Genomic DNA, 21595 nt, shown 5'->3' on the forward strand with positions numbered 1-21595 from the left:
CCTCTCGCACCGGTTCCATCCCAGACATGGGGCCGGACCGGCTTCCCCGCCCCCGCAAGCTCGTCTAGACCGTACCGGTCAGGTCGCCAGCCCGCAAAGCGATCATCGCGACTCAATTCCGAACGATCGCGGAATCGCAAGAACCCCAGATGCCGAAAGCGCCTGGGGTTCCTATGAATTCACTTGCACACGCCGCTCAGGACAGCTCGAACTCCCCGCCCTGCACACCCGCCGTGAACGTATCCCACTGGGCGGGGCTGAGCACGAGTGCCGGGCCCGTGGGGTTCTTCGAGTCCCGTACCCCGACCATGCCCCCGTCGAGGTGCGCAACCTCCACGCAGTCTTTCGTCGAGCTGCTGCGGCTGCTCTTGTACCACTTCGCCCCGGTCAGATCGACACTCACGCTCGGTGCTCCTTCGCCACAGCCAGGATCTTTCGCCTGGACTTGCTCTCATCCAACGCTACACGTCCGATCTCGGTGAGCGCAGCCCGATAAGGTTCCACCTCTGCCTCACGTTCCAGGTACAGGTCGCCTGTGTATTCCTCCACGTAGACGATCGGTGGTTCCGTGAGCTTGGACTGCGGCAGAGGCGGAAACTCCATGAGCGAGCACGATCCGACGAGCACGCCGAGATGGTTGCGGGCGTTGAAAGGGACAACTCGTATCGAAACGTTTGGTAGAGCACCGACTTCGGTCAGATGCCGCAATTGGTCACTCATCACTGCTGGACCGCCCATCTCCTCGCGCAGTACAGCTTCCGACAGCAATACCTCGACAGCGAACCCCGGATCTTCCAAGCGTCTCTGCCTGCGTATCGACCACTCAATTCGCTTCTCTATCAGCTCAGAAGGCAGCTCGGGAGACTCGATCCAAGCTATCGCACGGCGGTAATCCGAGGTCTGGAGCAACCCCGGAAGCACGGCCAACTTCCACGCCGTCAACCGCTGGCAGCCTCCTCCAAAGCCAGGTAATGGTCGAAGTCCCCAGTGATCTGATCGGCATACGAACGCCACCAACCACCACCACGTTCCCGCGCGGCCCGCACCTCCTGCACCAGCCCCAACAGGATTCGCCGTTCGTCGTCGGCAGCCCCGTAGGCATCGCACAGGGCGTTGATCTGAAAGCTGGTGATCCGGGTCGATCGCCCCTCCTCGATACGGCCGATCGATTGCGGGGAGGTTTCGGCCAGTCTGGCCGCCTCAGCTTGGTACATGCCCTTGACCGTCCGCAATCGGCGCAGTTCACGACCGAGAGCACGACGCGCGAGGGTACTGCCGGTAACGCTCATATCGTTAGCCTCACTATGTAGTGACCGGACTTTTGGAAGCCGTCAGCAGGTGGCGCTCACGTGGCGGTATCCGCGGAGAAAGTTCGGCGATAATACGACGGAAGCGGGCGATTGGGGATGCCCTTTTCCGAAAGCCGGGTGTCTACTTGCATCACCCCGGTAGCCGGGAAGAACCCACTGCCTAAGCGAATCAGTTTGTAGCACAGGTAGTTTCGGCCTCGGCTACCGGGCATTCCACATACCTACACCTACATTCGGAGTATCCGCATGCATGGCCTGCCGGTAACGGACCATAGCGAATTGCCAGTGATGACAATCGAATACGCGCATGTAATCATGCAGAGCCACTTGGACTGCCAGGCGTCGATGTGCCCGGTCAAGGCGCAGGCGAAGAAGCGGCTCGTCGAGGCCGGTCGGCTCGTCCCTGCCGATGTCCCGCACCAGGGGTTCTGATTTGGCCGGGGATGCTGTCCAGCACCAGTATCCGAGCCCTGCGCTGTCACCGGTCCAGATGCACTTGGAGATCGCCGAGAACCGGCACGTCGACTGCACGGTACGGACGTGTGCGATGTTGCGCGGCTGTTGGACACACCTCATCGAGACGGGCCATCCGCACCCCACTGATTCGCGCGACGAATGCCCTGCTTGCGCCAGAGCATCTGCCCGACAACAGATCTCGAATACGGAATAACCGAGGGATGCTGCCCAATGCTTCAGATCACAGCTCTGATCGGCCTGCTCGCCACCCTCCCTTGCGAGGCGTGGCTGGTCTGTGCCGTCGGGGGACTTCACGCCGATCCGGGCGCGGAGAACGCCGGTCGGGCGGGCCGATGACCGCCAGCAAGCCGAACCACCGCGAATCGCGAGCCACGAACCGCAATCCGATACTGCCGCAACGTGAACCGTTCATCGGTCCCCCGGCCAGCTACAGCGGTGCATCAGCCGATGTAGTCGAGCGGTTCGCGGACGCGGTTCGCGAATGGGCGAATCAGCCGGTGCCCACCGAGTCATGCCGGTGCTGGGGTGTCGAGTTCCCTGGCGCCGGGCGTGCCCGCGGTCCGGCAGCACTGTCGAGCAGTATCTCGACACGGTTGGCATCACCAACGTGACATCTGCTCCCGGCGTCTTCGTCATTGCGGACAAGAAATCGCCACGCCTCCCCGACCGGCCGGTACCGCCGATGCGCGGTACCGCCGCGGTCGGGGAGGTTGTGTATCTGCTGGCCACCGCTATCGAGGAGGGCCGGGACCTGTCCTCGATGAGCGGCATCCCGGCCGACAGCTCCTATCGTCTGCTGCCGACCTGACGGCCCGGCCTCACTTCAGGTGCCGGGCGAAGAACCGGCTCCCTTCGTCTCCCTCGAACTGCGGGACGCCGGTGTGCCCGCCCATATTGGCGTGCAGCGTCTTCTCCTTGGAGCCGAAGGCGTCGAACAGGTCCAGGGCCAGTTGCCGGTCGTTTCCTTCGTCGTCCCACTGCAGCAGGACCTGCAGCGGAATGGTGACCTGCCGCGCCTCCTCCAATATGGTGCGGGGCACGAAACTCCCGGCGAACAAAAGGGCGGCCGAGATGCGCGGCTCGACCACCGCCAGCCGGATGCCGATGGCGATCACCCCTCCCGAGTACCCGACCGGGCCGCCGATCTCGGGCAGCCCAAGGAGGGCGTCCAGGGTGGCCCGCCATTCCGGGACCGCCTTTTCGACCAGCGGGAGGATGAGCCGGTCGACGACCTCGTCGTCGACCGGCTCACCAGCCTCCAGCGCCCGGCGCAGGTCGGCGCGGGCCTGCTCCGCGACGGCGGAACGGGGCCGGTCACCGCTGCCGGGGAACTCGATGGTGGCCGCGGCGTAGCCATCCGCCGCGGCGTGCCGGGCCCGGGCCGCCAGTCGCGGGTACATCCTGTGCAGTCCGCCAGGGTGGCCGACCAGGATCAGCGGCGCAGGTGCGGATGCGGATCCGGGCGTCCACAGGATGCCGGGGATCTCTCCGAGGGTGAATTCGCGTTCGAGGACGCCGTCGTCGAGGCGCTGTTCGGAAATGAATTGCATGGTCGTGCCTTTCGGGAGTGCTCTTGAACGGCGCTCCCGGACGACCTATCGCCCGACCGTGACCCCAGAGGGGAGCACCCATGTCGATACTGCGTTCACGGGTACCACCTCCTCGTTCTCTCGCACGGTCTCCGGAAAAGTAGCAACGGTCGCTGTGGTCCGCAAACGGTTTTTGGGGGCCGGCCGCAGCACTACTGCAGTGAAGCAGTTCGCCCGCTGGAGGCCGATTCGTCGTGGTACCGGTGTCATAAATCGATTGATGAACAACCCTCCGGGGTTGTCCGTCGCACCCGAAACCCTATCGGCTCGGTAGTTGGTAGTAGTTGTCATCGACGGTGCGTCGCATATGGCGCCGCTGCGACTGGGGGGCGGGAACATCCACCAGAAAAGTCACGCTACGGCCGAGAGGATCACCGTGGACAGGCCCGACTCAGCGCGGGCGTGCCACGTTCTGGGGGAACTGCCCCTCTACGTTGCCGGCTGGGTTGTAGAGACCGACCAGGGCAGTCCAGCCATCCTCCGAGGCGTACCCGATACCGAGTCGGGTGCTGGCCTTCCACACCAACTGCGTGAAATGACCCGTTGCCATGCCGAACCCGGGGTTGTTGTAGTCGTAGTCCTTGTTCTCGGCGTACCACATCTGCGTGCCCATCTGGACAAAGGAGACACCGTCCCAGGTGCCCTGTCCCCCGGCGAGGTTCTCCCCGGCCCCGTTCTTGTAGGGGCAGCTGTGATCGATCGTGCGCTTTTGGGCGTAGTACTTCGCGCATTGCTGGGCCAGGTTGTTCAGGTTCTGGGTCAAGGTCATGGCGGGGGAACCGTGCTTGGCCCGGTACTTGTTGTGCAGGGTGAGCCCGGTCTGCGCGTAATCGCTCTGTGCGGCGGCGGGGCCCCCGCCGGTGACGAGCGCGGCGAGCATCACCGCGGCAATAACCGATACCAACCGACCGACACGCACGACGACCTCCCGAGGCAGAGCAGGACACAACAGAAACGAACCACACGGACCTCGAAACCCCCACAGGCCGTGAATGTTTCGGGACCCGGTGAGCCTACCGGGTCTCGCTGCGCTGTTCCCAATCCTCGGTATGCGCCCGGCCCCTTCGCGGAGGTGGCGCATGTCGGGGATCTGAGGAACATCGACGCAGAGAAGTACGGGTGGCAGCCTGGTCCGGGTACCAAGTCCTGCGCGCCCTGTCCAGCCCGTCTACGTCGGAGGTCTGGCTTACTGCGATCTCACCGGGCCGAGGTCAACGGCATCTCTGGATTGGTACCGGCCCGCCACCGCGCCAGCGTCGGCGGGCCAATCGCAGTACTTCCCATTCTGGTTCCAGTTCAGGCCGGTCGGACACGTGTGCACGGTCGCAACGTTGTTCGAGCATTCGACGTACTTCGTCACGTCTCCGGGATAAGGGAAGAGACCGTCGGGCTCGGGACAGTTGAAGGCGGCGATGTCGAGTACCGTGTCCTCCGCGAGAGCAGACGACGCGGCAACGAGCGTGAGGGCGGAACCGAGCAGCAGCCCGGCTGCCGGCAAAGCGAGAACACAGGCGAATCGCACGGTCGTCTCCTTCGGGTGACGTGGGTCGAGCGGGCCGTACCAGTGGGCGCACCGACCTCGTCATACGCCGGCATCATCGGAATCGAGATTCCCGCACCACGTCCCATGAGTCTCCTTGACGCCCGCAAGTTTTCTGGCCGTTTCGCCCAATCTTCTTGGAGTAGTACGGGTTCCGGTAGTAGTCCCGAAACCCAAGGAGTTCCATCTCATTCCCGACCAGCGTCCAACGGTCGATCAGCTCGTCCTCATCCAACTCCTGAGCCGCGGCCGGAGGCTCGTCACGATAGATGTTGAGCGAGACTCGGTGTCGGCGGCGGAGTCGCATCAATCGAGTAGCTCCCAGTCCACGTGCTGTTCGTAACGGGACAAGCCGGTCAAGATAACCGGCTCATCCTGGTAGTCGTGTTTTGCTCGGTCGAGGAATTCCTTGATCTCCTTGCCGTGTTGGCAGCCGTAATCGGTCGGGTACCGCTGTGACGGATCAGGTGCGGGGGCCCAGCGCAGCCCGTGAGCTTCGACGAAGTCGTTGACCGCGGCCAGCTGGTTGAGAGCGGTGGCCAGTTCTGACAGCCGACCTTCATAGATTTCCGCGGCTGTCGATGCCGGGCCGAACAACCGCTCGAACTGGCGATCCAATGGCCGATCCGACTCAGCGGCCGCATCGACTATGGCATCCCAGACAGGCTGCGCGATCAACGCGAAGACGACCATGTCGCCGTCCAGGACGGTCGATGCGGAATAGATGGCGTCGTCATGGATCTCGTCGTCGATCGCGACGTGCGTGCGCTCTATGAGCTGCAGCAACTCCTCGATGTGGCTGTCGGAGGTGAGTGCGTCGCCGTCGAATGTGCTGGTCTGGTCTTTTGCGAAGAACCTGCCGTCGCGGTACCGGTCGAAGAAGTAGCGCAGAACGAGCTCGGTGTTGAGGTCCTCGTCGACACCGTCGATGCCGCCGAGCCGGTCGTAGGTGCCTGCGATGCCCAGTGCGATCGGCAGGTAGTTCTGGCCGATGCGTCGTAACACGACCAAGGTGGCGTCATCGTGCAGACTGACACCGGTGATCATGCAACTGCAGTCGTAGAACCCCATCGCACCAGTCCCGTTCCTCTCAACCGCGGAATCCCGGATAGCCCAGCCCGAGCCGACCGGTCACCGCAGATCGGCCAATCTCGCTTCCACAGTAGGCAATTCCCGCTCCTGACACTTTGTGTCCGCCCTGCCATTCGGCCGGCCCCTCACATTCGAGACCACGCATAGCAGTCCACTCGGGCCACAAGCTCACCAGACCACAAACGCACCAGCGTGTTGCCCATCCGGGCTCGGCTTGCTCACGCTGGGTTTGTCAGTCCAGCGACCGGAGCGATCAGCATCTACGACACCGCAAAGTTTCGTACTTTACTGGTCGCTCGCCTGAATCAACTATCGCCAGTTGAGGATGCCCAATCAGACGGTTGCTCGTTGGTGCAGTAGAGCGGGGTCATGCGTCCGGCGGCATCCTGGCCGGGCGCGGCCGCAGGTTCGCCGTCCAATGGCTGGGCCCGCTCGAGAATCTCGTCGACGGTTTGCTGCACGGTGAGATCAGATGTGTCCAACCACAATCCGATGTGCGGAGTCTGTGCGCGCAGGACCTCGTCGAGGCTGTCGACGGTGAACCCGTCGTAGGCGAGCTTGTCCCTGCCCGCCTCGCGCGCGGCGACCGCAGCCGGTTTCGGCGCGAGCACCACCACATACCGCGGCCGGGTGCGGAGGCACTCGATCGTGTAGGGCAGGAACTCCCCGAGCACGACATCCTGGATGATCGCGGTAAATCCCGCTGCCGCATAAGCATCAGCCGTATGCGCAGCCAGCGTATGCCGTAGCCGCAGCTGGTCCAGTGCTTCCGTCGACGGTTCCGGACTCATGTCTGCCCGGCCACCGACAATGAAGCGCCGGAACGCATCCCCGCGCACATGCGCCGAACGCGGCAACCGCTCCGCCAACGCCTGCGCGACCGTGGACTTCCCAGCGGCCTGGATGCCGGTGATCAGATAGACGGCGGATCCCATACCGGCCATAATCGCACCCGAGCGTCACTGATCTGCAACCTCTCAGCCGGTTCCGCTCACTGACCCGAGTTAGCTCGCGCGGTGGATCGGGTGCAGTCGCGATAGTGCACGCACCGCGTCGGCGCGCGAGATGAGCTGGTCGCCATCGAGTTCGGCGATGGCCGCCTCCATCCATTCCCGGATCAGCGTCGACATGCCGATCCCGCGGCTGTCGGCGAGTTGCTTGACTCGGGTGTGCAACTCCAGCGGCATGCGAATGGAGCTGGTCACGACGATGTCGTCCCCGGGGGGCAGTGGCGGCGGTGCTTTTTCCGGCGGGACCGGTTCGTCACTGAAGGTCAGCCGATCCATGAACGCCGCCACTTCGTCCGGGGTGGACGGGAAATCTTTCTCGTTCATCACCGGTTCTCCTGTTCCCACTCCTCGAACATTTTCAGTTCGTCGGCGCGCATTTCGCGGGCGCCGATGATCAGCCAGGTCCACTGGTCCTGTTGGCGCGTCGCCACGATCAGCGGCCGTCCGGTGCCCGTGCGGCCCCAGACCGACAACACCGTCACGCGCCCGTCATCGGCGATGCGCGGCCAGCGCCGTGCGCTTTCGAGGACTTGGCGTACCTCCCGGGGTCCGATGCCGATCAAATGCGCGAACGCCCAGTCCGGCCACTCGAACCCCATGACCACATACTACGCGCATAGTAACCGACCGATCGGTCCTAGTCGCCACTGCTTGACATGTAGGATTTTTCCTACCTATAGTCGGGATCATGAACATCACCCATGCCAAGGTCGTTACCGTGCCCGTCGCCGATCAGGAACGGGCCAAGGCCTTCTATGTCGACACCCTCGGATTCGAGGTGCTGATGGATCAGCAGATGGGGCCGGTGCGCTGGCTGCAGGTCGCACCAAAGGGCGCCCAGACCGCGTTCACGCTGGCCAGTACGGAGCAGGGATTCACGCCCGGCACTTCGACCGGCGTCATCCTCGAAACCGCCGACCTCGATGCGGACTGTGCGGTGCTGACCGAGGCGGGTGCGGCGGTCGAGGGACCGACCGACCTGCCCTGGGGACGTCAGGCCACCCTGACCGACCCCGATGGCAACCGCTTCGTTCTGGCCGCCGCGGGCCGGTGACCGTCGAGGCGCCCGCGGGCCGGGTCTTCGCGGCGTTGGCCAGTCCGGTTCGACGCGAGGTGCTGCGGCTGCTACGCGAGGGCGGACCGCAACCGGTGACCGATCTGGCCGCGCATTTCGACATGGCGCGGCCGAGCTTCTCCGAACATCTGCGGGTGCTGCGGGAGGCCGAATTGGTCAGCGAGAAGAAGGTCGGGCGGCAACGGCTGTACCGGCTCGAGGCGGCCCCGCTGTACGAGATCCAAGAGTGGTTGCACCCGTTCGAGCGGTTCTGGCGCGAGAAGTTGACCGGCCTGCGTGAACTGCTGGACACCATGGAACAGGAGACAGAATGACCGACGATCCGACCACCATTCACGTGGACGAATTCCTCGCGCACCCACCGGCGAAGGTGTGGCGCGCGCTGACCGAACCGGAGTTGCTCGCACGTTGGTTCATGCCGTCCGACTTCCGGCTCGAGGTCGGGCACCGCTACACCATCGATGCGAAAGCCGTTCCGGCCACGGGCTTTTCCGGGGCGATCGCGGCAGAGGTGCTGGCCTACGAACCGGAGCGAATGCTGCGCGTCGGCTGGCGCGATGCCGACCCCGATGCCCAGCACGGCGCAGATTGGACGATCACCTGGACGCTGGAGCCCGAGGGCAAGGGCACCCGACTGTTCTTGGCACACGCCGGATTCGATCCGGACCACCCGCTCCAGCAGAAGGCCCGCATGATCATGGACGCCGGTTGGCGCTCCCATGTCATGCGGCGCATTGATGAGGTATTGCAGGAGCTGGAATCGAACCTCGGGCGCTGAGTCGCGCCGCGTTTCGCTGCCGGTGCAACCACAACGTTGTATAGAGCCCGCAGCCGAATCAGCGCGGATTTCGGCCGTGACACGCTCACCTATCTGGATCGACTGATGCCGCGCAATCATGCTCGCTTTGGTCCCCCCGCTGTGACAGCACCATCGTCTGCTGGACGCCTGTCGAGCCTGATCGGCAACAGCCCCTGTGCCGGGCGTGAGCTGGTGATTACGGGTGTACCGATGGGGACGCGCCGTATTCGCTCAGGGGCTTTCGGCGGTCACGATGATTGTGGTCCAGCCGCCGAGGTGGATGCGGTCACCGCTTCGGAGTGGGACCGGCACCTCGGCGGGGATCAGGTCTTCGCTGCCATTGAGGCTGGTGCCGTTGGTCGAGCCGAGATCGGTGATGGTTATGCCGCTTTCGGCGATGCGCAGAATTGCGTGGGTGCGGGAGACGCCGGCATCGATGGGGGCGATGCCCAGATCGATCGCGGGTTGCAGCCCCTGTGAGACGCTGTGTTTGCCGATCAGGATATCGGTGCCGCGCAAGGTGATTCGGCGTTCGGGATAGAATGCCGGGAACTCGACCTGATCGGCGTCGGGGCCCTTGCGGGCTTGCACGCGGTCGTAGAACTCGCGATCAGCGGTGATCGTGGCGACCCACGTCAGCACACCGGCGGCGGAAACCGCGGTGGCGATTTCGGTGGGCGCGGACACACGCGGCACCGGCGTGGGCAGCGCCGAATCAGCGCCGCAGACTTCACAGAAGCGGCCGGCGCTCGGCGATCCACACGACGGGCACAGCACGGCCGCGGTCGACGGCGCGGGCGCACCGATCGGCGAACCGCAGACATCGCAGTAATCTGTCGCGACGGACGGATGTCCGTCCGGACAGGTGGCAATCGCCATTACCCCTCCTTACGTACCCGCGCCGTCTTGGTCGAGCGTGCGTCCAGGGCCATTTCGTCCGCGGCCTCGACCCTGGCACGCAATCGCACGGTGCCATTGCGCTCATCGACCTCGACCACACCGCGCAACAGCTTCGCGGTGCCCTCATTGCCGGATTCGGCGGCGAGTTCGACCGCGCGCCGCAGCTTCGCCGTCGCCGTCTCCACATCACCGTTCTTACGCGCGCTCAACCCCTCCTGCACGACCTGGGCGAGTTCGGCCTGTCCGGTGTAATGCGCGACGCGCCTGCTGATGCGGGCCGACAGTTCGGTTTCGGTGGTCCACACCGCACGCACCAAACCCTGTCCGACCACCTCGTCGCCGGCGACCACACTGATGCGGGCCGCGAGCTTTTCCCGTCCCGGCGCGGCGGGCTCGACCCGCACCTGCACGTGGTAGTCGCGATCCTCCGCACCCCATGCTCCGAGGGGGTACTCCCCCAACTGCGGTCCGGCATCGGTGCGGCGCGCAGTCAGATCCTCGATGGTCGGTGCGACCTGCTTGACGAATTCGACGGTGGCTCCTGCCGGTGTCCACACCCGCAGGGTGAGCTCCGGAATCGCCTTGGCCATCGACGTCTGCGTCATGGCGGCGAAGTCCGCGGCCAGATTCGACGGATCCGCGACGATATCGACCGTGCCGTGCAGAGCCGAGGCGATGGTGCGCAATTCGTCGACCTGCCAGTCGGTTCCAACGCCGCGGCAGTCACAGGTGAAAATCCCCTCGGACTGCTTTATTTCCGCGGCCAGCGCCGCGGGCTCCTCGTGTTCGTTCTTGCCGTCGGTGAGCAGAATGGCGTGCACCATCGCATCCGGATGTTTCTTTGCCAACTGCCGGGTGAGTCCGAGCCAGGTGCCCATGGCCGTACCGCCGTTGGGGCGCAACTTATCGAGTGCGCGGCGGGCCGCTGCCCTGGTGTCACGGTTGACAGGCACCGATGGTTTATCACTCGGATAGGTCAGCCGCGCCATCGATGTGCCCTCGATGATCGCGAACCGGGTGCCGTCCTTCAGCACATCGAGTGCGGCCAGCGTGGCTCGACGCGCACCCTCGAACTTCTTACCGGTCGCCATCGATCCGGAGCAGTCGATGATCAGCACCTCGAGCCGCTGCGGCTCCGGTCCGGCCGCGACGAAATCCGCCCCGGTCTCCACCGTTACCACCGCGTCGACCGTGCCCGCGCCCTCGGCCAGATATTCGTTCTGGTCTATCGCTACCGAAATACCCTTATTCACAATAGAACTCACTGTGCTACTCCTGGACCGACCGATGGCCCGATCGGCACCAGCGCGACGGTGATGTTGTCGCTACCCCCGGACCGTAGTGCGAATTCGACAAGCGCCCGCGCGGCCTGCTCGCGCGGCAATCCGCTGACCATTCGCGCGAGCGCCGCCGGATCGGATACGTAGTTCCAGAGTCCGTCACTGCACAGCAACAGCACCCCGGGACCCGTGGTGTGAAAGGTCTTCACACATCGGTCCGACCACGGCTTGTCCTCGCTGTCGGCGCCGAGCCAGCGCAGCAGGGTGTGTGCCCGCGGATCCCGCATCGCGGACTGCTCGTCCATGGCACCGGCATCGACGAGTGCCTGGGCCCACGAGTCGTCGACAGTCAGCCGCGTCGACGGCAGATTTCCGCCCGTGATCGGCTCGACGCCGTTGCCCTGAAGCCAATATGCCCGGCTGTCACCGACATTCGCGACGGTGATCTCCACGCCGTCGCCGCCGTATCCGCGCACGATGGCCGAAACGTAGGTGCACGAGGGAGCGTGGCCCTCGTGTGTCGCGATATCGCGCACGGCCTGCGACGCGGCCGTGAGCCCGGCCATGACCACGGCCGTGCCGGAGCGTGCTTCGGCCAGTGCGGTCAGGCAGGCATCGACGCCCGCACGCACCGCCGCGCCCGAGGCCGCCTGCGGATTGTCGGAGGTGGAGACGCCGTCGCTGACCGCGATCACCGTGACGACGGGGCGCTTGGCCCCGTCTTCCAATACCGCGGCCGCGACCGCATCCTCATTGCGCGCGTGCGCGATACCGCGATCGGTCATCACATACACCGTGCCGAGATCGGTCTCGAACCGATCCGGTTGCGGACGCAACTGACCGCAGCCGCCGCAGTAACCCTCGGCGTCGTAGCGGGTGCCGCCGCAGCCCTCACACGTCGGTGCGGCATCCGGATCCGACCGCGGCAGCGCGATTCGCCGCGCGCCGAGTTCACGGCCGCATGCCTCGCAGAACCGGTCGGCCACCCCGACATTGGCAGCGCATTCCGGGCACCGGCGCTGCACGTCGGTCTCGGGCGCGGTCATAGGGTCGTCCTCGGCCGGATAGAGTTGGCACGATCCACCAGCTCGAATCGGGCCCACATATCTTCGGTTTCGCGGGCGAGGTCGCGATAGCAGCGTTCCAAACCGGTTCGTACTCCGTCCTGATCGAGGTTGGCGCCGAGCAGCGCCCCATGTGTTGTCGGTGCTTTACCCGCGCGCAGCCAACGCAATGCGGCATCCAGCACGCGCATCCGTACCTGTGCGCCACGGCTTTTCGATTCGATCCGCAATGCTTCGACCCGTCCGCCCGCATCGCGCAGCAACGGTTCGGACAACTCGTCGGGAGTACGCTCGGCCAGCATGGTTTCCACGGCGGTCAGCCGTGCCTCGGTGTAGAGCGCCGAGGCCGAGTCCACCTGATCGAGGACAGCGACCGCGCCGTCGCGATCGCCATCCGCATTGCGCAGCCGGGCCAGTCCGAAAGCGGCGCTGACGAAGCCGTGGTCGGTGCGCCAGACCGTGTCGTAGTAGCGCGCGGCCTGTTGCCGATCCGGCTGTGCGCCCGCGAGTTCGGCGACGGCCGCCTGGGCCATCTTCGGTGCGGCCTCGCCGGGCAATGCGGCGTACACGGCGTCGAATTCGGCATGGGCCGCATCGATATTGCTCGCGAGTAGTTCGGCTTGGCCGCGATACCAGGCCAATCGCCAATCACCGGGCAGGGTGTCTGCAAGTTCGTCGAGTCGGCGCAGTGCGTCGGTCGGGTCGCCGACCTCCAGCGCGGCCCGCACCAGTCGCAGCGGAATCTCCACGGACGCACCGCGGGTCGTGAGCACCGAGCGCAATCCCGCCTCGAACGCCGGTTCCAGTTCGGCAGGTGCGGTCCCGCCGGTGGTGGCCAGCAGCGCGGCACCGCTGTCGTTGGGATCGACCAGCGGAACCGGCAGCACCGCGACGATACTGGACGGCGTCGGCGCTTCCTGAATGCCGAAGACGCCGCGTGGCGGACCGAAATAGGCCGACATACCGGGACGCGGCACACCGTCATCGATGCTCAGCACCTCACGCAGCACGCCGGTCAGCTGATCGGCCATCTCCTCCATCGACGAGAAGCGCGCCTCCGGATCGGCGTCGGTGGCGCGCAGGATGAATCGGTGCAGCGAATCGTATTTCACCAGTAGCGGTTCGGTCTCCGGTCCGGGCAGTGCGCCGAAATGTCCGCCGTCCTGCGCCACATTCATCAGCAAGACCGCGAGAGTGCGCCCGACGGTGTAGACCTCGGTGGCGACGGTCGGCCCGGTTTCGGAGATCTCCGGCGCCTGATAGCCGATGGTGCCGTAGATGGGGCTGTCCTGATCGTCCATGGCGATCACCGCGCCCATATCGATGAGTTTGAGCTGCTCATCGGTCTGCATAACATTGTCCGGCTTGAAATCGCAGTAGGCCAGGCCGAGCGAATGCAGATAGCCGAGCGCGGGCAACATCTCCAGAATGTAGGCGATCGCCTGCGGCGGTGGCAGGTAGCTTCCGTCGGCGCCGCGGTGGGCGCGCAGTATCTGTTTGAGCGAAGTGCCCCCGACGTACTCCATGACGATGTAGCCGACCGCCACACCGTCGGCACCGCGGTGCTCGAGGAAGTTGTAGATCTTGACGATGCTCGGATGCTCGACCTCGGCCAGGAACCGCTTCTCGGCGACCGCGGCCGCCATCGCGTCCAGGTCCCCCGAATTGAGTAAACCTTTCAGCACCACCCAGCGGTTGGCGACATTGCGGTCGGTGGCCAGATAGATCCAGCCGAGCCCCCCGTGCGCCAGACAACCGACTACGTCGTACTGTCCGCCGACCAGATCGCCCTTGCCCAGCTTCGGCGTAAAGGAGAACCGGGTGCCGCAGTTGGGACAGAAGCCCTCGGTCCGGCCGGGCGTACCGTCGTGGCCGCGACCGACCGGCCGCTCGCATTTGCCGCAGAACCGCTTTCCCTCGGCAACTTGCGGATCGGCCAGGACCGCGGTGGCCGGGTCGATGCGTGGCATCCGCGGCACCTGCACCATGCCCGCGCCGAGGTGACCGCGAGCGCTGGATTTCGAGGAGGTCCGGCCGGTGCGCACCGAGCGCCCGGAGGCTCGGGTGCTTCCGGAGCGCACCGATAGTGCGGAAGTCCTGGCCGGAGCGGTGCCGCAGGCATCGCAGTAGCCGTCGACAATGGTTCCGCGACAGCTCGCTTCGGCGCAGGCAGCCTGCTGTGATTCAGCCGGAGCCGTACCGCAGGCGTCGCAATACCCGCCGACAATCGTTCCAGTGCAACCCGGTTCGGCGCAGGTACGCCCATCGCTCGAAACCCCCTGCGCGATGGGTGTTTCCGCCGAAACTGTGATCGCCTCGGCGGGTGCGGTGCCGCATACCACGCAATATCCGTCTTCGATGGTGCCGCCGCAGCCCGGCTCATTACAGGTCATCTGCCCCGCCCCGATTTCTCCCCGATGATCTGCTGGAAGTCGGCGACCGCCCGGGTGACGGCCGCCAGATCGCACGGTCGCCGCGCGAGCAGACCCGCCGCGATCTGATTGGCGGCCAGGATATCTCGGTCCTCGCTGACGCCGAGTCGAGCCGCCTTCGCCTGATAGGCGGCCAGCCGCCCACGCAGCTCGCTACGCCGATCGAGCAGGCCCTGAGCCAACTCCTCGACGGTGGCCGCACCAGCGATCGCGTCGGCGACTCGCATCCGCAACCGCACCAAATCCGCTGCCGCCGCCGTTTTCGCCGAAAACGCATCGACTTCCGCTTCGAGTGCGGCTATGTCGTCCTCGTATACCGGCAGCGGGCCCGCCAGAATCTTGGCCTCGACTTGCGCCCTCGCCTCCGCCGCCCGGGTGCGGGTCGCCCGCAACACGGCCAAGCGCCGCCGCGTCTCGGCGACCGCCGCGGCCCAATCCGCCGCCACCGCATCGAGTTCGGCGAGGATGGTGGCCATCTGCCGTAACTCTCCCGACAGCTCCGCGATGCGCGCGTCGATCTCCGGCACTGTCAATGCGAGCGGATCGGTCGCCGAACGGCTCAGCAAATCGGCGACACCGTCACCGATCGCCCGCAGCTGCGCGGTCTCGCCGACGGCCGCACCCGCCTTGTCCAGGCTGTTCTGCAGCGGCGCGAGGCCCGCCATCACCCGACTGTTCACCGCATCGACCGCGTCGAAGAATTCGGCGATTTCCGGGAAGGTAGCCCGCATGCGATCAACGGTATCGGCGAGTCCAACGAACAGAACCTCTTCGGCGGGTCCAGTGAGCGAACGTTGCGCCATCGGTATCGGCGTGCGCGCGGCCTCATAGGGACGTCCGCGCAGCAGCCGGGTGAGTTCGCCGCGCTCACGGTCGTCGAGGCGGCCCCGAGTGCCGCGCACCTTGCGCGCCGAATCCAGGATGATCCGCAAGCGGCCGTAATCCTCCCACATCAGTGCCAGCGCGGCACGAACCGGCAGCCAGCGCTGTTCGGTCACCCCGGTCGGCGGATAGCGCTGCACAAGTGTGTGGCCCGGATGTTTGTCCAATTCCAGCAGAGTTGCCGTGATTGCATCGAATTCGATTGTGCGGGTCGCCAATTCGGCATCGATTTCGGTAAGAGTGAGTAGCTGCATGGTCTCACTCTTTGTAGCGCAGGTCCGGTGGACCGGGTGACGGGCCGAGGGCGCTGAGTCTGGCGTTATAGAGCTGCTGCCAGGTGCCATCGCTGCGGATGCGTTCCAGCACACCGTTGACGAAACGAACCAGATCCGGATGTCCCTGCGCGATGCCGACCGCGTACGCGCCGGTGCCGATCACCTCGCCGACGATCTCCAGATTGCGGTCCTGGGCAACCAAACCGACCAGGATCGGATCGTCGCCGCTGATCGCGTCCACATGGCCCTGTTGCAGCGCGGCCAGACAGTCGGTCCAGTTGGACACGCCAAGGACGACGGGTCGCTTGGACAGGCTGAACAGTGGTCCGGGTGAGGTGGTGCCCCGGGTGACGCACACCCGCTTACCGCCCAGATCCGCGCTGGTCCGAATGCCGGAATGACGGGTGGCCAGAAGACGTTGCGTCGCACGGTAATAGACGCCCGAGAAGTCGACATCGCGACGCCGCTCACAGGTCGCCGAAAAGGTGCGCACGATGAGGTCGACCTGCTTGTTCTGCAGGGCCGGTATCCGCTCGGCCGCGGTGACCGAGCGCAATTCGATCCGGTCCGGATCACCGAAAAGTGATCGGGCGATCTCGCGCGCGATATCGATATCGAAACCCTCGAGCTGTCCGGTGCCGGGATTGCGGAAGCCGAACAGGTAGGTATTCTGATCCACCCCGACCCGCAGTTTGCCATTGGCGACGATGGCCGCCATGGCCGAACCGGACAGCATCGCACCGGGACTCGGCAACGGACCTGGACGCAGGGTGGCCTCCGGATCGCAATTGCCGCCGGATTCGGACTGCGGTGGCGTGCTGATCTCGACGAGATCGGGCTTTGGGTTGACCGCGGCCACATTCGTGGATGCCGGAGCTTGGATGCCGGAGCCGCATGCGGTCACCAGCGCGCTCGCCGCGACCAGTGTCAGCCATTCGAAGCCGCACCGCCGCAGCAAGATTCGCCGTCTCACAGAAACTCCTTCAGCCGTGGCCACAGGCCGGTGACGGTCGATGCCGCGGCGCCGAACAGGAGCACCAGCGTTCCCGCGGGGCTGAGTGTCAATGTCGCACCCGCCGAGTCGACTCCGTCGCGCAACTCGCCGCGTTCCTGGATGAGGTTGTCGCGCAACAGTTGATCGAGATGGGCAAATAATGTGGCCGAGGTCTCCGGACCGGTGCCGATGGCCTGCGCCACGGCCGCGGGATAGTTCGCCGCCTCGTAGGCCTCGCGCTGTTCGGCATGTCCGGCGGTCCAGCCGAGCACGCTGCGCGAGGCAGCCGAGTCCGCTCCGGTTACCGTCGTCAACCGATCCGCCAGTTCGGTGGTGTGCTTGCGGTAATCGGTTTCGCTGGTAGTGATATCGCCGCGAGTGATCAACTCCAGGGTTTCGTCTGTGCGCGCTTGCTGGGCCAGGATCCGGGCCCGGGTCAGGGTTTCGAAGCGACTGGTCGCCCCGGATTTGCCGGTATCGAGCGCGGCCGTGGCGATGATTGTCGCGGCGACCACCCAGAACAGCGCGAGTGCCGTCGCGCCCGCGGCGACCGCCAGACCGAGGTTCATTCGGCGATTGGTGCGGCGCAGCAGGACCAAAGTGCCACTGCCACAACTGATGAGCACCAGCATCAGCAACACGATGGTCGTCCACGGCAGCGCGCCGATATCGTGCTGATGCTGACGCAACGCGGCCATGCGGTCCTTGCTGAGCGTTTCGGCGTTGGGCAGCAAGGAATTCTGCATCAGCAGTGAGGCCTCGCGCAGATAGGACGAACCGACCGGGAAGCCCTGCCGGTTGTTCGCCCGTGCCGTTTCGACCAGGCCGGTATAGGCGGGCAGGTCGGCGGCGATCTTGGCGACGATATTCCTGGTCTGCTGATCGGCGGCCCCGGCGGTCGCCTCCGCGAGTGCGGCCGCGGCTTCGGCGAGTGCCTGTTGGTATTGCCCACGCACTTGCGGCGATTCGATGCCGCCGGACAGGAAGGCCGTGGCTGCGGACGCGTCAGCGGCCGACAGCGCGACATACAGAGTCTGCGCGGCGTAGGCCAGCGGTTCGGTGTGTGCCAGCACGGCATCGCGCCGAGCGAGTTTGCCGCTCAATTGATCGGCCGAGGTCGCCCCGGCGAGCAGACACACCACCACGGTGACGACGGCGACCGCGCCGATGGCGCCCGGAGTCGTCCCGACGAAGCGCCGTAACCACGCACCCCCGTTGCGCATGGTCGCCGGTAGGCGAATCTCCAACACCGTCCCCCTTCATCTACCCCGCCGGTGTTCCCGATCGCGATAGTACGGGAGGGAATTCGGGTTTGCTGCCCATCGCACCGGTGGCAGCGAAATCACCGCGAAATGGGCTGCTGTTCCGCTGATTCCGCTATGCATGGAGCCTTCGTCGGGTGTAAGGCATCGTCGACCAGACTCGCTCGAGGGTCGCTGGTAACCGGCAGCGGCCAAGTCTTGTTCGGTTACACCTTCGTCGGCACGGGCGACTTGTCGATGTAGCGGCTCATCGCCCAATTCAGCCCGCGCATCGCGAGGTTGTAGGACGGCGGAAAGTAGCGCTGTGCCAGATAGCCGACCCGGATATCGGGTGAGGTGAAGACCATGTACTTGTTGCGCTCGACCCCGCGCACGATCGATCGGGCAGCCTGCTCCGGCGTGACCGCATGCCGCATGAACACCGAAACCGCCTGCTGCACCGCCGCGCCCTGCCGATCGACGCCCGCGATATCGACGCTGTCCACCATCGGCGTCGCCATCGCGCCGGGGCAGACCAGGCTGACACCGATCCGGTGCTGCCGCAGATCGAAGCGCAGCACCTCCGATACGCCACGCAAGCCGAACTTGCCCGCGCTGTATGGCGCATGCCAGGGCAGCCCGAACAGGCCCGCGGCCGAGGCGACATTCACCAGATGTCCGCCGCGCCCGGCCTCGATCATTCGCGGCACGAACTCCTCGATCACATGGATCGGCCCCATCAGGTCAATGTCGATGGTGCGTCGCCACTGCTTGTGCGTGAGCCGATCGACGGTCCCCCAGGTGGCGATGCCCGCCACGTTCATCACGATATCGACGCTGTTCACCTCGGCGTGCACCTTCGCGGCCAAGGCCACTACGGCGTCGTAATCGCTGACATCGGCGGGCGCGGCCAGGTGCACCGCACCGCCCTGTGCACGCACCTCATCGGCGGTGCGCTGCAGTCCGACATCATCGATATCGGTCAGGATGACCGATGCGCCCTTGGCGACAACCGCTAGCGCCGTACTGCGCCCCAATCCACTGGCCGCTCCGGTGATCAAGCAGCTCTTGCCGTGGAACTTCGTCATGACCCCAACGATAGGCAATTACGAACACTGTTGTCTATAGAACCGATACCGTCTCGGACGCAATATTCGGCGGCCCATCCACAAGGACCGAGATGCGATTCATGCACGGCTCGCTGAACGATAGCTGGCGACCATGAATCGCGCTCATGTCGACCGGCCGGAACGTCGCTGCCGTTCACATCGACCGGCACCGCGGCGATATACAAGCGATGAGGCCGATGGGTACCAGGGCCGATGGTCAGGAGTATGGCCACGGAAAGGCCCTTGTCCGTTGGCGCTGTGGTGGCATACTCGATTGGAGCGGCCAACGGCTCGCTCGCCCCCGGTCCGATCGAGGTCGACACACCAGCTTCAGCATGGCGCGGTTGCCGGGCGAACACTCGCGGACTCCAATGATCTTGGTACCCCAGGAATGTTCGAGCACTCATCCCATGTTTCGAATATTGTTGCGTGTACAGGATTATCGGGAGGACCACATGGGAAACCTGTTCGGACCCGCCGGCCTAACGGGGTGCAGACGTGGCTGAGGGACGGGAAACGGCGGCACGGAATTCCACACTCGCGGTGTACCGCGATGCCTCGATCACCACCACACCGGCCGTCCGCCCGGTGATCTCGATCGCCCTGCTGCTGATGAGTGTCGTGCTGGTCTACGAGGCCGGTCGCGCCGCCCCCGGACAGGATCACGGCTGGTTCGTCGCCGTGTCGATCGCCGGACTCTTCGTGGTGCGCGGACTGCATCTGCGTCGGCCGATAACGCTGCCGCACTTCACCGTGGCGGTCTTCGTGCTGGCGGCGGCCAATACCGCCTATCGCGCCTCGCATCCGGGCTTCGGCTTCGTCTTCCTGGCCGCGACCGGATTCATCCTGATGCTTCCGCAGGCGAGTCGGCCCCAGCCCGAGCATTTGTATCGCATCGCCGAACTCGTCGGCCGAACCCAACGCGATCCCCTCGCCGCATTCGCCATGCACTCCTCGAAGTCCTACTACTTCAATGTGAACTCCACCGCGGCGATCGGCTATCGAGCCCGCTTCGGGATCGCGGTGGTCGCCGGTGATCCGATCGGCGATCACGCCGAGTTCCCGGCGCTGCTCACCGACTTCTCCGAATTCGCGGCGAATCACGGCTGGCGGGTCGCGGTGCTCGGCGCCAGTCCGGAACTGACCGAGATGTGGCGACATCGGGCGATCGAACATCAGGGTCTGCGCGCCATTCCGGTCGGTCGCGACGTGGTCATCAATGTCGGGACCTTCGCCATGGTCGGGCGCTCCTTCCGCAATCTGCGCCAAGCCGTGAGCCGCACCCGGAACTTCGGGGTGACCACCGAGGTCATCAGCGAGACCGATCTGACCGAACCATTACGGGCCGAACTGCTGGATATCGTCGACGAGTGGCGTACGGGTCGGCAGAATCGCGGGTTCTCGATGATCCTCGACCACCTGTTGGACGGCCGGAATCCCGGCATGCTGCTGGTACTGGCTCGCGATGAGTACGGCCGCGTGGCGGGTTTCCAGCGCTACGGCGTCTCCGGGCGCGGCCGCGAGCTCAGCCTGGATGTGCCGTGGCGGCGCAAGGATGCCCCGAACGGACTGGACGAACGGATGATCATCGATCTCGTCGACCACGCCCGTACACAGGGGATCGAACGGATCGCCCTGGCATTCGCCCCCTTCCCGGAACTGTTCGCCGAGAAGGAGCGCTCACGGACCGGCAGGCTGATCTATGTGCTCGCGCACCTGGGGGATCCGCTGATCCGGCTGGAATCGCTGTACCGCTTCCTGCGTAAGTTCCAATCGATGTCGGATCAGCGGTTCGTGCTGATCCGGTGGCGCGAGGTGCTGTTGGCCGCCGCGGCACTGCTCACCTTGGAATTCGTGCCGCATCGCAAGGAGTACTAGTCGCGAACGGTAATGCCGATCGCCTTGGCGAATTCGGGTGCCAGATCGAGCAGTTGCAGCGGGGTGATGGTCGTCCCGCGCAGGGCGTCGAGGCCCTCGGCGATATCGAGGTGCGCCGCGCCGCGAAGATCGACCCGCTGCAGTCGGGCGCGGTTGAGCAGCAGCCCCTCCACGGCGGTGCCGGGGAAGGTGACCTTGGTCAGCTCGGCATCACCGAAATCGGTGTGGCGGAGCACGCAATCGACGAATTGCACCTCACGCAGTTTGGCCTTGCGGAAGTTCACCGAGTCGAATTTGCAGCCCTCGAAGCGCACTCGACGCAAGTTGGCACCGCCCGCATCGACGCCGGACAGCGCACCGGCGCGCAATTCGACGTCCTGCCAGGAGGTATCGGACAGGTCGGTGCCGACCCAGCGCACATTGCGCTGCCAGACATCGGTGAACCGGGAGAAGCGCAAGCTGCCGCGATTGACCGCCAGCGAGGTGAAGACAGTCTCGGAGAAACGGGAGTTGCTTGCCTCGATGTCATCGATGTCGGCACCGGTGAGGTGCACGCAGTCGTAGTCGCCCTCGGGTTCGAGATCGCTCTCCAGCGGCGTGAGATAGCGCGCGTAGGGTAGATCCTCGAGTTCGTTGGGCACATTGACC

26 protein-coding genes are annotated in these 21595 nt (G+C 65.2%); 7 read left to right on the forward strand and 19 right to left on the reverse strand.

Going from position 1 to position 21595, the window contains the following annotated elements; translation table 11 throughout:
• Window positions 1–196: 196 nt before the first annotated feature.
• From ACQP2U_RS20485 to ACQP2U_RS20495, 3 genes are read right to left on the reverse strand one after another with little or no spacing between them, the layout of a single operon-like run.
• Window positions 197–403, reverse strand: coding sequence for a DUF397 domain-containing protein (locus tag ACQP2U_RS20485; protein ID WP_433716135.1), 207 nt, complete (start codon window positions 401–403; stop codon window positions 197–199).
• Window positions 400–942 carry a DUF5753 domain-containing protein gene (locus ACQP2U_RS20490; RefSeq protein ID WP_433716136.1) on the reverse strand — a complete coding sequence of 181 codons (543 nt, stop codon included), beginning with the start codon at window positions 940–942 and terminating at the stop codon, window positions 400–402. Before ACQP2U_RS20490 ends, ACQP2U_RS20485 begins: the two co-directional genes overlap by 4 nt.
• Window positions 939–1289, reverse strand: a complete 351-nt coding sequence (locus ACQP2U_RS20495; RefSeq protein WP_433716137.1) for a helix-turn-helix domain-containing protein — start codon at window positions 1287–1289, stop codon at window positions 939–941. The genes ACQP2U_RS20490 and ACQP2U_RS20495 overlap by 4 nt, the downstream gene beginning before the upstream one ends.
• A 300-nt stretch (window positions 1290–1589) precedes the next feature.
• Here ACQP2U_RS20495 and ACQP2U_RS20500 point away from each other — a divergent pair, with 300 nt between their 5' ends.
• From ACQP2U_RS20500 to ACQP2U_RS20510, 3 genes are all read left to right on the forward strand, one after another.
• The gene (locus ACQP2U_RS20500) at window positions 1590–1742 is read left to right on the forward strand and encodes a hypothetical protein (protein ID WP_433716138.1); all 153 of its coding nucleotides are present in this window, start codon (window positions 1590–1592) and stop codon (window positions 1740–1742) included.
• Window positions 1743–1997: 255 nt separating this feature from the next.
• Window positions 1998–2123, forward strand: coding sequence for a hypothetical protein (locus tag ACQP2U_RS20505; RefSeq protein ID WP_433716139.1), 126 nt, complete (start codon window positions 1998–2000; stop codon window positions 2121–2123).
• 271 nt (window positions 2124–2394) lie between these two features.
• Window positions 2395–2595 carry a hypothetical protein gene (locus ACQP2U_RS20510; RefSeq protein WP_433716140.1) on the forward strand — a complete coding sequence of 67 codons (201 nt, stop codon included), beginning with the start codon at window positions 2395–2397 and terminating at the stop codon, window positions 2593–2595.
• A 10-nt stretch (window positions 2596–2605) separates the two neighbouring features.
• Here the strand turns inward: ACQP2U_RS20510 and ACQP2U_RS20515 are convergent, their stop codons facing one another.
• The 7 genes from ACQP2U_RS20515 to ACQP2U_RS20545 form a co-directional block, all read right to left on the reverse strand.
• Window positions 2606–3337: an alpha/beta hydrolase gene (locus ACQP2U_RS20515; RefSeq protein ID WP_433716141.1), complete on the reverse strand. Its 732-nt coding sequence runs from the start codon at window positions 3335–3337 to the stop codon at window positions 2606–2608.
• Between the two features lie 430 nt (window positions 3338–3767).
• A complete protein-coding gene (locus ACQP2U_RS20520; protein WP_433716142.1) occupies window positions 3768–4295 on the reverse strand; it encodes a CAP family protein in 528 nt (175 codons plus the stop codon).
• A 267-nt stretch (window positions 4296–4562) separates the two neighbouring features.
• Window positions 4563–4898, reverse strand: coding sequence for a carbohydrate-binding module family 14 protein (locus ACQP2U_RS20525; RefSeq protein WP_433716143.1), 336 nt, complete (start codon window positions 4896–4898; stop codon window positions 4563–4565).
• A gap of 324 nt (window positions 4899–5222) precedes the next feature.
• Window positions 5223–5963 carry a hypothetical protein gene (locus ACQP2U_RS20530; RefSeq protein WP_433716144.1) on the reverse strand — a complete coding sequence of 247 codons (741 nt, stop codon included), beginning with the start codon at window positions 5961–5963 and terminating at the stop codon, window positions 5223–5225.
• A 350-nt stretch (window positions 5964–6313) separates the two neighbouring features.
• On the reverse strand, window positions 6314–6943 hold the full coding sequence (locus ACQP2U_RS20535) for an AAA family ATPase (protein ID WP_433716145.1): 630 nt from the start codon (window positions 6941–6943) through the stop codon (window positions 6314–6316).
• Between the two features lie 69 nt (window positions 6944–7012).
• Window positions 7013–7342 carry a hypothetical protein gene (locus ACQP2U_RS20540; protein ID WP_397029997.1) on the reverse strand — a complete coding sequence of 110 codons (330 nt, stop codon included), beginning with the start codon at window positions 7340–7342 and terminating at the stop codon, window positions 7013–7015.
• Window positions 7342–7617, reverse strand: coding sequence for a hypothetical protein (locus ACQP2U_RS20545; RefSeq protein ID WP_397029995.1), 276 nt, complete (start codon window positions 7615–7617; stop codon window positions 7342–7344). The genes ACQP2U_RS20540 and ACQP2U_RS20545 overlap by 1 nt, the downstream gene beginning before the upstream one ends.
• Before the next feature lie 89 nt (window positions 7618–7706).
• Here ACQP2U_RS20545 and ACQP2U_RS20550 point away from each other — a divergent pair, with 89 nt between their 5' ends.
• Genes ACQP2U_RS20550 through ACQP2U_RS20560 form a run of 3 tightly spaced genes read left to right on the forward strand, consistent with a single transcriptional unit; the run spans window position 7707 to window position 8871 of the window.
• Window positions 7707–8072 carry a glyoxalase superfamily protein gene (locus ACQP2U_RS20550; protein ID WP_433716146.1) on the forward strand — a complete coding sequence of 122 codons (366 nt, stop codon included), beginning with the start codon at window positions 7707–7709 and terminating at the stop codon, window positions 8070–8072.
• Entirely contained in the window at window positions 8069–8407 is a 339-nt protein-coding gene (locus tag ACQP2U_RS20555) for an ArsR/SmtB family transcription factor (RefSeq protein WP_433716147.1), read from the forward strand. Before ACQP2U_RS20550 ends, ACQP2U_RS20555 begins: the two co-directional genes overlap by 4 nt.
• Entirely contained in the window at window positions 8404–8871 is a 468-nt protein-coding gene (locus ACQP2U_RS20560; RefSeq protein WP_433716148.1) for an SRPBCC family protein, read from the forward strand. Before ACQP2U_RS20555 ends, ACQP2U_RS20560 begins: the two co-directional genes overlap by 4 nt.
• Window positions 8872–9123: 252 nt before the next feature.
• Here ACQP2U_RS20560 and ACQP2U_RS20565 read toward each other — a convergent pair whose 3' ends face one another.
• From ACQP2U_RS20565 to ACQP2U_RS20600, 8 genes are all read right to left on the reverse strand, one after another.
• Entirely contained in the window at window positions 9124–9771 is a 648-nt protein-coding gene (locus ACQP2U_RS20565) for an FHA domain-containing protein (protein ID WP_433716149.1), read from the reverse strand.
• Window positions 9771–11057 carry a vWA domain-containing protein gene (locus ACQP2U_RS20570; RefSeq protein ID WP_433716150.1) on the reverse strand — a complete coding sequence of 429 codons (1287 nt, stop codon included), beginning with the start codon at window positions 11055–11057 and terminating at the stop codon, window positions 9771–9773. The genes ACQP2U_RS20565 and ACQP2U_RS20570 overlap by 1 nt, the downstream gene beginning before the upstream one ends.
• Window positions 11054–12118 carry a PP2C family protein-serine/threonine phosphatase gene (locus tag ACQP2U_RS20575; RefSeq protein WP_433716151.1) on the reverse strand — a complete coding sequence of 355 codons (1065 nt, stop codon included), beginning with the start codon at window positions 12116–12118 and terminating at the stop codon, window positions 11054–11056. Before ACQP2U_RS20575 ends, ACQP2U_RS20570 begins: the two co-directional genes overlap by 4 nt.
• Window positions 12115–14529 carry a tetratricopeptide repeat protein gene (locus ACQP2U_RS20580; RefSeq protein ID WP_433716152.1) on the reverse strand — a complete coding sequence of 805 codons (2415 nt, stop codon included), beginning with the start codon at window positions 14527–14529 and terminating at the stop codon, window positions 12115–12117. The genes ACQP2U_RS20575 and ACQP2U_RS20580 overlap by 4 nt, the downstream gene beginning before the upstream one ends.
• Window positions 14526–15704 (reverse strand): hypothetical protein, encoded by a 1179-nt coding sequence (locus tag ACQP2U_RS20585; RefSeq protein ID WP_433716153.1) that lies wholly within the window; start codon window positions 15702–15704, stop codon window positions 14526–14528. Before ACQP2U_RS20585 ends, ACQP2U_RS20580 begins: the two co-directional genes overlap by 4 nt.
• Window positions 15705–15708: 4 nt before the next feature.
• Window positions 15709–16698 (reverse strand): glutamate ABC transporter substrate-binding protein, encoded by a 990-nt coding sequence (locus tag ACQP2U_RS20590; protein ID WP_433716154.1) that lies wholly within the window; start codon window positions 16696–16698, stop codon window positions 15709–15711.
• The gene (locus ACQP2U_RS20595; protein ID WP_433716155.1) at window positions 16695–17969 is read right to left on the reverse strand and encodes a hypothetical protein; all 1275 of its coding nucleotides are present in this window, start codon (window positions 17967–17969) and stop codon (window positions 16695–16697) included. The genes ACQP2U_RS20590 and ACQP2U_RS20595 overlap by 4 nt, the downstream gene beginning before the upstream one ends.
• Window positions 17970–18187: 218 nt before the next feature.
• The gene (locus ACQP2U_RS20600; RefSeq protein WP_433716156.1) at window positions 18188–19048 is read right to left on the reverse strand and encodes an SDR family oxidoreductase; all 861 of its coding nucleotides are present in this window, start codon (window positions 19046–19048) and stop codon (window positions 18188–18190) included.
• Between the two features lie 519 nt (window positions 19049–19567).
• Here ACQP2U_RS20600 and ACQP2U_RS20605 point away from each other — a divergent pair.
• Complete coding sequence (locus ACQP2U_RS20605) at window positions 19568–20947, forward strand: bifunctional lysylphosphatidylglycerol flippase/synthetase MprF (RefSeq protein WP_433716157.1); 1380 nt, start codon at window positions 19568–19570, stop codon at window positions 20945–20947.
• Here the strand turns inward: ACQP2U_RS20605 and ACQP2U_RS20610 are convergent.
• Window positions 20944–21588, reverse strand: a complete 645-nt coding sequence (locus ACQP2U_RS20610; protein ID WP_433716158.1) for a pentapeptide repeat-containing protein — start codon at window positions 21586–21588, stop codon at window positions 20944–20946. The genes ACQP2U_RS20605 and ACQP2U_RS20610 overlap by 4 nt on opposite strands.
• Between the last annotated feature and the right edge of the window lie 7 nt (window positions 21589–21595).

Origin of the sequence: Nocardia sp. CA-084685 (assembly GCF_050955785.1) — a bacterium.
In the GTDB taxonomy this organism is placed as follows: domain Bacteria; phylum Actinomycetota; class Actinomycetes; order Mycobacteriales; family Mycobacteriaceae; genus Nocardia.

Excerpts from the sequence above, each read along its gene's own strand:
- ACQP2U_RS20495 (WP_433716137.1), bottom strand. The coding sequence starts at position 1,289 with ATGAGCGTTACCGGCAGTACCCTCGCGCGTCGTGCTCTCGGTCGTGAA.
- ACQP2U_RS20505 (WP_433716139.1), top strand. The coding sequence starts at position 1,998 with ATGCTTCAGATCACAGCTCTGATCGGCCTGCTCGCCACCCTCCCTTGC.
- ACQP2U_RS20515 (WP_433716141.1), bottom strand. The coding sequence starts at position 3,337 with ATGCAATTCATTTCCGAACAGCGCCTCGACGACGGCGTCCTCGAACGC.
- ACQP2U_RS20530 (WP_433716144.1), bottom strand. The coding sequence starts at position 5,963 with ATGATCACCGGTGTCAGTCTGCACGATGACGCCACCTTGGTCGTGTTA.
- ACQP2U_RS20535 (WP_433716145.1), bottom strand. The coding sequence starts at position 6,943 with ATGGGATCCGCCGTCTATCTGATCACCGGCATCCAGGCCGCTGGGAAG.
- ACQP2U_RS20540 (WP_397029997.1), bottom strand. The coding sequence starts at position 7,342 with ATGAACGAGAAAGATTTCCCGTCCACCCCGGACGAAGTGGCGGCGTTC.
- ACQP2U_RS20545 (WP_397029995.1), bottom strand. The coding sequence starts at position 7,617 with ATGGGGTTCGAGTGGCCGGACTGGGCGTTCGCGCATTTGATCGGCATC.
- ACQP2U_RS20550 (WP_433716146.1), top strand. The coding sequence starts at position 7,707 with ATGAACATCACCCATGCCAAGGTCGTTACCGTGCCCGTCGCCGATCAG.
- ACQP2U_RS20560 (WP_433716148.1), top strand. The coding sequence starts at position 8,404 with ATGACCGACGATCCGACCACCATTCACGTGGACGAATTCCTCGCGCAC.
- ACQP2U_RS20565 (WP_433716149.1), bottom strand. The coding sequence starts at position 9,771 with ATGGCGATTGCCACCTGTCCGGACGGACATCCGTCCGTCGCGACAGAT.
- ACQP2U_RS20575 (WP_433716151.1), bottom strand. The coding sequence starts at position 12,118 with ATGACCGCGCCCGAGACCGACGTGCAGCGCCGGTGCCCGGAATGCGCT.
- ACQP2U_RS20580 (WP_433716152.1), bottom strand. The coding sequence starts at position 14,529 with ATGACCTGTAATGAGCCGGGCTGCGGCGGCACCATCGAAGACGGATAT.
- ACQP2U_RS20585 (WP_433716153.1), bottom strand. The coding sequence starts at position 15,704 with ATGCAGCTACTCACTCTTACCGAAATCGATGCCGAATTGGCGACCCGC.
- ACQP2U_RS20600 (WP_433716156.1), bottom strand. The coding sequence starts at position 19,048 with ATGACGAAGTTCCACGGCAAGAGCTGCTTGATCACCGGAGCGGCCAGT.